The organism is Amycolatopsis thailandensis (assembly GCF_042723255.1).
GTDB lineage: Bacteria > Actinomycetota > Actinomycetes > Mycobacteriales > Pseudonocardiaceae > Amycolatopsis > Amycolatopsis thailandensis.
The window spans coordinates 51908-60951 of the sequence record NZ_JBHXJK010000050.1 but is presented as its reverse complement, the minus strand read 5'-3'; the positions used below and the strand labels follow the sequence as shown (position 1 = coordinate 60951).

9 protein-coding genes are annotated in these 9044 nt (G+C 69.4%); 7 read left to right on the top strand and 2 right to left on the bottom strand.

Annotated elements, in window-relative coordinates:
• Nucleotides 1-77 precede the first annotated feature (77 nt).
• Nucleotides 78-1358, bottom strand: a complete 1281-nt coding sequence (locus tag ACFWMR_RS21215) for an alpha/beta hydrolase fold domain-containing protein (protein WP_378379595.1) — start codon at nucleotides 1356-1358, stop codon at nucleotides 78-80.
• 66 nt (nucleotides 1359-1424) lie between these two features.
• Here ACFWMR_RS21215 and ACFWMR_RS21210 point away from each other — a divergent pair, with 66 nt between their 5' ends.
• The 7 genes from ACFWMR_RS21210 (at nucleotide 1425) to ACFWMR_RS21180 (ending at nucleotide 8258) form a co-directional block, all read left to right on the top strand.
• Nucleotides 1425-2816, top strand: coding sequence for a WS/DGAT/MGAT family O-acyltransferase (locus tag ACFWMR_RS21210; protein WP_378379594.1), 1392 nt, complete (start codon nucleotides 1425-1427; stop codon nucleotides 2814-2816).
• A gap of 87 nt (nucleotides 2817-2903) precedes the next feature.
• A complete protein-coding gene (locus ACFWMR_RS21205; protein ID WP_378379593.1) occupies nucleotides 2904-3968 on the top strand; it encodes an acyl-CoA dehydrogenase family protein in 1065 nt (354 codons plus the stop codon).
• A gap of 2 nt (nucleotides 3969-3970) precedes the next feature.
• Nucleotides 3971-5143, top strand: a complete 1173-nt coding sequence (locus ACFWMR_RS21200; RefSeq protein WP_378379592.1) for an acyl-CoA dehydrogenase family protein — start codon at nucleotides 3971-3973, stop codon at nucleotides 5141-5143.
• A complete protein-coding gene (locus tag ACFWMR_RS21195; protein ID WP_378379591.1) occupies nucleotides 5140-6054 on the top strand; it encodes a bifunctional MaoC family dehydratase N-terminal/OB-fold nucleic acid binding domain-containing protein in 915 nt (304 codons plus the stop codon). The genes ACFWMR_RS21200 and ACFWMR_RS21195 overlap by 4 nt, the downstream gene beginning before the upstream one ends.
• Complete coding sequence (locus ACFWMR_RS21190) at nucleotides 6051-6446, top strand: MaoC family dehydratase (RefSeq protein WP_378379590.1); 396 nt, start codon at nucleotides 6051-6053, stop codon at nucleotides 6444-6446. Before ACFWMR_RS21195 ends, ACFWMR_RS21190 begins: the two co-directional genes overlap by 4 nt.
• Complete coding sequence (locus ACFWMR_RS21185) at nucleotides 6446-7615, top strand: lipid-transfer protein (RefSeq protein WP_378379589.1); 1170 nt, start codon at nucleotides 6446-6448, stop codon at nucleotides 7613-7615. Before ACFWMR_RS21190 ends, ACFWMR_RS21185 begins: the two co-directional genes overlap by 1 nt.
• 73 nt (nucleotides 7616-7688) lie before the next feature.
• Nucleotides 7689-8258 (top strand): DUF5134 domain-containing protein, encoded by a 570-nt coding sequence (locus ACFWMR_RS21180; protein WP_378379588.1) that lies wholly within the window; start codon nucleotides 7689-7691, stop codon nucleotides 8256-8258.
• A 257-nt stretch (nucleotides 8259-8515) separates the two neighbouring features.
• Here ACFWMR_RS21180 and ACFWMR_RS21175 read toward each other — a convergent pair whose 3' ends face one another.
• Nucleotides 8516-8974: a riboflavin kinase gene (locus ACFWMR_RS21175; RefSeq protein ID WP_378379587.1), complete on the bottom strand. Its 459-nt coding sequence runs from the start codon at nucleotides 8972-8974 to the stop codon at nucleotides 8516-8518.
• Between the last annotated feature and the right edge of the window lie 70 nt (nucleotides 8975-9044).

Below are 9044 nucleotides of genomic sequence, written 5' to 3'. Positions count from 1 at the left end.
CGCGTGATCAGAGCCGGAACTCGGGTGTGCGGCCTCTGATCACGCGAGTTCCGGCTTCAAGCACGCGAGTCCCGTGCTCAATCACGTGAGTTCCGGGTCTGATCACGTGAGTGCGGTGCCTCCCCGGACCGCCGCCAGGTGCGGTGGCTCCACTCCAGGAACCGCTCCACCCCGCGGACGACGTGCGCGCTGCGGATCGAGGGGAAGACGTCGAAGGCGTGCTGCGCGCCGGAGATCTCCGCGTACGCGACCTCACGCCGGGACTTCTCCCGCAGGCGCCGCACGAATTCGCGGGCCTCGCCCACCGGCACCAGCGAGTCGTGGACGCCGTGGATCACGAAGAACGGGGGCGCGTCCTCGGTGATCCGGTCCAGCGGTGACGCCGCGATGTAGTCGTCGAGGAAGTTCACCGGATCCCTGTCCGCCTCGAAGACGTGCCGGGCGATCAGGGTCTTCAGCCGGGTCTGGCTGGATCGCCGCCCGCTGGTCGCGGCGAAGTCGTACACGCCGTAGTGCGGGGCGCACGCCTGGACGCTCGTGTCCGCCTCGGTGAAGCCGGGCTGCAGCGCGGGGTCGTTCGCGGTCAGTGCCAGAAGCGCCGCGAGATGCCCGCCCGCCGAACCCCCGGTGACGGCGACGAACGACGGGTCGCCACCGTAGGACTCGGCGTTGTCCCGGATCCAGGCCAGCGCGCGTTTCGCCGCGATGATGTGCGCCGGCCAGCGGGCGGCGGGGGAGAGCGGGTAGTTGATCGCGATACAGATCCAGCCGCGTTTGGCCATGTGCAACATCAGCGGCAGACCCTGCTGGTCCTTGTTGCCGATCACCCACGCGCCGCCGTGCACCTGCAGCAGGATCGGCGCGCCGGTGACCGGTTCGCGCGGGGCGTAGACGTCGAGCAAGAACCGCTTCCCGCCGGGCGCGTAGGCGATATTTCGTGTCCGCCGGACTTCCGGGTCGCGCATGCGGAACGGCATGGCCAGCTGACCCCACGGGGTCGCGAGGTCGGTCGGGCTCGGCGGGTGCTCGAGTTCGTCGGCGTAGGCCTTGCCGATGCCTTCGGTGAGCGCGGACTCGATCTCGCCCCGGGCCCGCTGGGACTGCGCGATCAGCGTGCCGAGCCCGGCCGCCGACGCCGTCGCGAGCGCGAGACCGGCCTTGCTCGACCCGCCCCGGTGCCGCGCGACGTGCGCCGCCGCGTCGGCCGCGGTGAGCGCGAGCAGATGCGGGGCCAGCTCTCCGGTGAGCCAGCCCGCGAAGAACGCCGGAACCGCCGTCCGGGCCCCTCTCGGCGGCTTCAGCGCGTTCGCGGTGAGCGCGAGCTGGAGTGCCTGACGGACGACGAAACTCGGTTGCATGGGCACCGATCCTACCGCCGGGTGACCGCCTAGAACCGGTTGCAAAGTTCACTTAAGGTGATTCTTATGCAGAGATTGAGTGGTCTCGACGCGAGTTTTCTCTACCTGGAGACACCGGCCCAGGTCCTGCATGTGTGCGGGCTGCTCACCCTCGACGGTTCGACGATGCCCGGCGGCTACGACTTCGAGCGCTTCAAGGAGAAACTGGCCGAACGCGTCGAGCTGATCCCGGCATTCCGGCGCAAGCTGCACAATCCACTCTGGAACCTGACACATCCGGTCTGGGTCGAGGACGAGGACTTCGACCTCGAAGCCCACGTTCACCGGATCGGCGTACCCGCGCCCGGTGACCGGCGGGAACTGGCCGACCTCTGCGCCCACATCGCGGGACAACGACTGGACCGCGCGCAGCCGCTCTGGCAGTTGTACGTCATCGAAGGCCTGGCGGACGGCGGGATCGCGGTCCTGCTGAAGATGCACCACGCCAGCGTCGACGGGGTCGGCGGCGCCAGCCTGATCACCTATCTCGCCGGTCTCGAACCGGACGCGCCGCCGCCGGAGATCGCGCGAGACGAACGCCACAACGGAGGCGTCCCCGGCAGGCGCGCGCTGCTCGGCGAAGGGCTGACTTCGTTCGCGAAACGCCCGGCCGAGCTCGTCAAACTACTGCCGGACCTGCTCGGACTCGTCCCGAAATGGCTCGGCAAAGCGTTGCAGGGCAAGGGGATGCCGGTCCCGTTCACCGCGCCGCGCACGTCGTTCAACGGGACGATCACCGCACACCGAAGCGTCGCTTACACCTCTCTCGACCTCGACGAGGTCAAACAGATCAAGAACGCCTTCGGAGTGACGGTCAACGACGTCGTCCTGGCCGTCGTCGCCGGTGCACTGCGCCGGTTTCTGAGCGATCGCGGGGAACTGCCGGAAGATCCGCTGGTGGCGACCGTGCCGGTGTCGGTGCACGAACGCACCGAACGCGACCACGGCAGCAACAAGGTCTCGGCGTTCTTCGCCTCGCTGCCCACCCATCTGGAGGATCCCGCCGCGCGCGTGTTCATGCTCGCGGAATCGAACCGGCAGTCCAAGGATCACCACCACGACATCCACGCCGACATGCTCCAGGACTGGGCCCAGTTTTCCGCGGCGACCATGTTCGGCCTCGCGGTGCGCGCGTATTCCGCGCTGCGCCTGGCCGAACGGCATCCGGTGGTGCACAACCTGGTGGTGTCCAATGTGCCCGGTCCGCCGATGCCGCTGTACCTGCTGGGCTGCCGGATCACCGGGCTCTACCCGCTCGGGCCGGTGTTCCACGGTGCCGGGCTCAACGTCACCGTGCTGTCCAACGCGGGCCGGGTCGACGTCGGGCTGCTCGGCGCGCGCGAACTGACCGGAGACCTGTGGCCGCTCGCCGACCACTTCCCGGACGCTCTCGAGGAACTACTGAAAGCCACCTCCTAGATCCTCCCCCTTGCCGTCGGGCCTCCTTCCGGATAAGACTAGAACAGGTTTCAGTATTGTGCCCGTTCGCCCCGGTGAGGAGCCAGTGTGGACTTCCAGTTCGACGAGACGCAGACCGAGGTCATCGCGCTGACCGCGGGTGTGCTCGGCAAGGAGCGCGAGCCCGCGGACACGTGGCGCGCGCTCGCCGACGCCGGTCTGCTCGCCCTGGCACTGCCCGCCGAACTCGGCGGTGACGGCCTCGGCGTCGCCGAAGTCGCCTTGGTGCTGACCGAACTCGGCCGCGTCGCCTCGCCGGCGCCCGCGCTGGCGACGCTCGCCTTCGGGGTCCTTCCAATCACGGCGCTCGGCGGCCCGGACCAGCGTGCGGCGCTGCTCCCGCCGGTCGCCGCGGGCGAATCCGTGCTCACCGCCGCGCTGCACGAACCTTCCGCGCCGTTCACCACCCGGCCCGCGACCGTCGCGGAATCGGCCGGGGATTGGCGGCTGAGCGGGGTCAAGGTCGGCGTGCCGTTCGCGGCGGAAGCGACCAGGATCCTGACGCCCGTCTCGCTGCCCGGCGGCACCGGCGTCTTCCTCGTCGATCCCCGGGCCGACGGCGTGACGCTGACCCCGACGAGAACCTCTTCCGGCACACCGGACTACACGATGACGCTGGATTCCGTGACCGTCACCGACGCCGATCTCCTCAACGGGCACGGGCCCGGCGAATCGATCGCGGCCCTGCACCGGTTCGCGCTCGCGGGCTCGGTGGCCTTCGGCGACGGGCTGCTCGCCGGCGCGCTCGCGCTGACCACCAAGCACATCGGCGAACGCGAACAGTTCGGGCGCCCGCTGGCGGCGTTCCAGGCGGTGGCGCAACAGATCGCGGACGTCTACGTCGCGTCGAGGACCGTCCAGCTGGCCGCGCGGTCGGCGGTCTGGCGGCTCGCGGCGGGGCTCGACGCCGAGGCGGAACTGGACATCGCGGCGTATTGGCTGGCGGAGGAGGCGCCCGGGGCGCTGGCCGTCTGCCATCACCTGCACGGCGGGATCGGCGTGGACGAAACGTATCCACTGCACCGGTTCTCGTCGGCGGTCAAGGATCTGGGACGAACGCTCGGCGGCGCCTCGCATCGGCTGGCCGCGTTGGGCGAACAGGTGGCGGGGTGAGAATGCTGATCGAACTGACCGCTGCGCAGCACCAGTTGCGCGCAGAACTGCGAAAGTACTTCGCCGGCCTGGTGAGCGCCGACGAGCGGCGCGCGATGCTGCGCGAGCGGCACGGACCGGTGTACCGCGAGATCGTGCGGCGGATGGGCCGCGACGGCTGGCTCGGCGTCGGCTGGCCGGAACAGTACGGCGGCCGGGGTTTCGGCGAGATCGAGCAGCACCTGTTCGTCGACGAGGCCGCCCGGGCCGACGTGCAGCTGCCGTCGGTGACGCTGCAGACCGTCGGGCCGACATTGCAGGCCTTCGGCACCGAGGAACAGAAGTCCTTGTTCCTGCCCAAGATCCTCGCGGGCGAGGTGCATTTCGCCATCGGCTACACCGAACCCGACGCGGGAACGGACCTCGCGTCGCTGCGCATGACGGCGGTGCGCGAAGGGGACGAGTACATCGTCAACGGCCAGAAGATCTTCACCACGGGCGGGCATGACGCCGACTACATCTGGCTGGCCGTGCGGACCGCGCCGGACGCGCCGAAGCACAAGGGGATCTCGATCCTCATCATGGACACCCGGGATCCCGGTTACTCGTGGACGCCGATCATCACCTGCGACGGCGCGCACCACGTGAACGCCACCTACTACTCGGACGTCCGGGTGCCCGCGAACATGCTGGTGGGCAAGGAGAACGAGGGCTGGCGGCTGATCACCACCCAGCTGAACCACGAACGCGTCATGCTCGGCCCGGCCGGGCGCGTCGGCGGCCTCCACGACCGAGTCCGCGACTGGGCGGCGTCCCGGAAGACCCCGGACGGCACCCCGTTGCTCCAGCTGCCCGACGTCCGCGGCGTACTCGCGGAAACCCTGGCGACCGCCCGGGTCAACGAACTGCTGAACTGGCAGGTCGCGGCCTCGATCGCGACCGGACCGGTGGCGGTGGCCGACGCTTCGGCCACCAAGATCTTCGGTTCCGAACGCATCCAGCGGCTGGCCAGGAGACTGGAGGAGATCGTGGCGCGACACGGCGATCAGGCCGACGCCGAAACCGCGGAACTGGCGCAATGGCTGGACGTGGTGGCCAAACGCAATCTGGTGCTGACCTTCGGTGGCGGTGTCAACGAGATCCAGCGCGAACTGATCGCCACCGCCGGCCTCGGCCTGCCGAGGGTGCCGCGATGAGCATCCAGGAAGCGGCGGAACGCATCGCCGCACAAGGGGAATCCGCGCCGAGGGCCGCCCGTGACGCGGTCAACCAGGCGATGGTCAACAACTGGGTCGAAGCCATCGGCGACCGCAATCCGGTGTACGTCGACGAGGAGTTCGCCGCCGGAAGTGTCCACAAGGGACTGGTCGCGCCGCCCGCGATGGCGCAGGTGTGGACAATGGGCGGGCTGCACTGGACGAGGGCTTCGGACGACCCGCTCGGCGCGATGATGGAGGTGCTCGACGAAGCCGGGTTCACCTCGGTCGTCGCGACCAACTCCGAGCAGAACTACTTCCGCTATCTGCGGCACGGCGAACGCGTCGAGGCGACCGCGAAACTCGAAAGCGTCGTCGGGCCGAAACGCACCGCGCTGGGCGAAGGCTGGTTCGTGACCACGAAGACCACCTGGTACGTCGGTGACGAGGCCGTCGCGGACATGGTATTCCGGGTGCTGAAGTTCCGTCCGCCGGGCGCCGAGCCCGCGAAGCAGGCGGCCCCGGTCCTGCGGCCGGTGATCAGCAAGGACACCGAGTTCTTCTGGGCAGGGTTGCGTGAAGGGGAACTGCGGATCCAGCGGTGGGGTGAGACCTTGCGGCATCCGCCCGGTCCGATGCCGCCGGACGGTGACCTCGACGCCAAGCCGGACTACGTCGTCGCCTGCGGACGGGGGACGGTCTACAGCTACGTGGTGCACCACCATCCGAAGGTGCCCGGCAAGGATCTGCCGTTCGTGGTCGCGCTCGTCGAACTGGAGGAGGGCGTCCGGGTGATGGGCGAACTGCTCGACGCGGATCCGGAGTCCGTCCACATCGGACTCGGCGTGGAAGCGGCTTTCGTGAAGGTCGACGAGGAACTGACGTTGCCCGCTTGGAGGGTCGCGCGATGAAGGACTGTTCGGTCGGCACCGAGCTGCCGCCGCTGACGATCGAGGCCACCCCGACCTTCGTGGTGAGCACCGCGGTGGCGACCCGGGATTTCCAGGACGTCCACCACGACCGTGACGCCGCCGTGCGGCGCGGGTCGAAGGACATTTTCGTCAACATCCTCACCGACACCGGCCTGGTGCAACGATTCGTCACCGACTGGGCGGGACCGGAGGCTTTCGTGCGATCGATCAAGATCCGGCTCGGCGTGCCCTGCTACGCCTACGACACACTGACCTTCACCGGCCGGGTCACGGAACGGGACGGTGACGACGTGGTGATCTCGGTGTCCGGTGTGGACAGTCTCGGCGAGCATGTGGTGGGCACCGTGGCGCTCACGCTGGGAGGCGAGTGATGACCCTGTCCGGACGGGCGGCGATCGCCGGGATCGGCGCGACGGAGTTCTCCAAGGATTCCGGGCGCAGCGAGCTGCGCTTGGCGTCGGAGGCGGTCTCGAGCGCGCTCAAGGACGCCGGGCTCTCTCCGTCCGATGTGGACGGACTGGTGTCCTTCACCATGGACGGCAACAGCGAGATCGCCGTGGCGCGGGAACTCGGCATCCCGGAGCTCAAGTTCTTCAGCCGGATCCACTACGGCGGCGGAGCGGCGGCGGCGACCGTGCAGCAGGCCGCGATGGCCGTCGCGACCGGCGTCGCGGACCTCGTCGTCGCGTACCGGGCGTTCAACGAACGGTCAGGGATGCGGTTCGGGCAGGTGTCCTCCGCCGCGGCGGGGCAGGTGAACTCCTCCGGGGTCGACAACGCGTTCCACTACCCGATGGGGATCGCGACCCCGGCCGCGACCGTCGCCATGCTCGCCCGGCGCTACATGCACGAGTACGGCGCGACCAGCGAGGACTTCGGCCGGGTGGCCGTGATCGACCGCGCCCGCGCGGCGACGAACCCGAAGGCCTGGTTCCACGGCAAGCCGATCACGCTCGAAGACCATCAAGCCTCCCGCTGGGTCGCCGAACCGCTGCACCTGCTGGACTGCTGCCAGGAGAGCGACGGCGGGGTCGCGCTGGTGATCACCAGCGCCGAACGGGCGCGGGACCTGCCGCACCGGCCTGCCGTGATCGCGGCGGCCGCGCAGGGGAGTGGTCCGGACCAGTACGTGATGACCAGCTACTACCGAGACGACCTCCCCGCGCTGCCCGAGATGGGGGTCGTCGGACGGCAGCTGTGGGAGCAGTCCGGCCTCGGGCCCGGCGACATGGATCTCGCCGTGCTCTACGACCACTTCACCCCCTATGTCCTGATGCAGCTGGAAGAACTCGGCTTCTGCGGGAAGGGTGAGGCCAAGGACTTCATCGGCGATGGGACCCTGGAGCTCGACGGGAAACTCCCGCTCAACCCGCACGGCGGGCAGCTGGGGGAGGCCTACATCCACGGGATGAATGGGATCGCCGAAGGGGTCCGGCAGCTGCGGGGCGACGCCGTCAACCAGGTCGACGGGGCTTCCCGGGTGCTGGTGACAGCCGGAACCGGCGTACCTACGAGCGGACTGGTCTTGACCGCGGGCTGAGATCACCCCGATGCCCGATGGTGTACTAGTGCGCCACCTGCGACGGTGAGAGGGATACCGGCCAGGAGGTGACATGTCTGGACCACTCGTCGTCGCGTGGGCCCTGACCGCGGTGTTCGCCGCGCTGGTCCTGCCGTGCGTGCTGAGACTCGTCCGGCTGGACTACGGGCGCCAGGGCGCGGCGGTCCGCAACGGCGATCTCGCCGAGCTGCTGCTCGTCGTCGCCATGGTCGCGATGCTGTCCCCGGTGGGCGGCCCGATCCCGGCGGCGGGCTGGCAGGCGGTGCTGGCGCTGACCGCGGGCTGGTTCGCCGTATCGTGGTGGAAGGGACGGCGGTCCGGGCACGCCGCGTGCGGGCACCACGCGGTCTCCGCCGCCGCGATGCTGTTCATGGTGACGTTCATGCCACACAGCGAGGTTTCTCACGGTCCGTGGCTGGTGATGTCCGGCCCCGGCGGCGGTTCGGCGCTGTGGCTTTCGCTGGTCTTCGGTGCCGTGGCCGCGTATTTCGCGGTGGACGCGGTGCGCGCCGGTGTCCTGGCTGCGCGGGGCACCGAGCGCTCCGGTCAGGTGTCGCGGTGGGTGTGCCGGGTGATCATGGGCGTGGGGATGGGGTACATGCTGGTGGGCGCGGCCCTCTGACGTTTCCCGGCCGCATTCAGAGGACTAAACGCGGACGCGCCGGCTGCGTCCCGTGTGTTGTGAAAGCCACTTTCGCAACATCCGCGACAGGGCAAGGCCGGAAGTAGTGAAGGGCTCCTTAGCTACCCTGAAGGTAGTGAAGGAGCCCTTCACCGCACGTGCCGGCGTGAGCGAGGCCAAGAAGGCGCGATGCGAAAGCCACTTTCGCAACGTTGAAGGTTGCGAAAGTGGCTTTCGCATCACATGCGCTCAGCAGCTCAGGTGAGCGGTACGCGCCGGACGACGCCGTCCTCGCCGTCGCCCGCGTCCGGCAGGCCCTCGGCCGGGTTGTCGGCGGCCCACTTGCCCGCGTCCGCGATGTCGGTGTCGAGCGCGGCGATCAGCGCCTCCGACGACGGGTACGCCTTCTGCTCCCGCAGGTGGTGCCCCAGCCACACGGTCAGCACCTCGCCGTAGAGGTCGCCGCTGAAGTCCAGCAGATGCGCCTCGACGAGCCGGTAGCCGTCCGCGCCGTAGTACGTCGGGCGCCTGCCGACCGAGACCGCGGCCGCGATGCGCGTGCCGTCGGCGCGTTCGGCCCAGCCCGCCCACACTCCGTCGCCGACCTGGCCGTCTTGGTCGCGCAGCGCGATGTTGGCGGTCGGGAAGCCCAGTTCCCGGCCCCGCTGATCGCCCTTCTCCACCTGGCCACGGACCACGAAGTACTCCGCCGTCATGCCGCCCCCGTCCTCGCTGTCACGAAAGCCATGAATACCACGCCTCGCAGCGGAGGTCGACCGCCGTCCA

Coding starts and splice junctions, on each gene's coding strand:
- ACFWMR_RS21195 (WP_378379591.1), top strand. CDS start 5,140: ATGAGCATCCAGGAAGCGGCGGAACGCATCGCCGCACAAGGGGAATCC.
- ACFWMR_RS21190 (WP_378379590.1), top strand. CDS start 6,051: ATGAAGGACTGTTCGGTCGGCACCGAGCTGCCGCCGCTGACGATCGAG.
- ACFWMR_RS21215 (WP_378379595.1), bottom strand. CDS start 1,358: ATGCAACCGAGTTTCGTCGTCCGTCAGGCACTCCAGCTCGCGCTCACC.
- ACFWMR_RS21185 (WP_378379589.1), top strand. CDS start 6,446: ATGACCCTGTCCGGACGGGCGGCGATCGCCGGGATCGGCGCGACGGAG.
- ACFWMR_RS21210 (WP_378379594.1), top strand. CDS start 1,425: ATGCAGAGATTGAGTGGTCTCGACGCGAGTTTTCTCTACCTGGAGACA.
- ACFWMR_RS21175 (WP_378379587.1), bottom strand. CDS start 8,974: ATGACGGCGGAGTACTTCGTGGTCCGTGGCCAGGTGGAGAAGGGCGAT.
- ACFWMR_RS21200 (WP_378379592.1), top strand. CDS start 3,971: ATGCTGATCGAACTGACCGCTGCGCAGCACCAGTTGCGCGCAGAACTG.
- ACFWMR_RS21180 (WP_378379588.1), top strand. CDS start 7,689: ATGTCTGGACCACTCGTCGTCGCGTGGGCCCTGACCGCGGTGTTCGCC.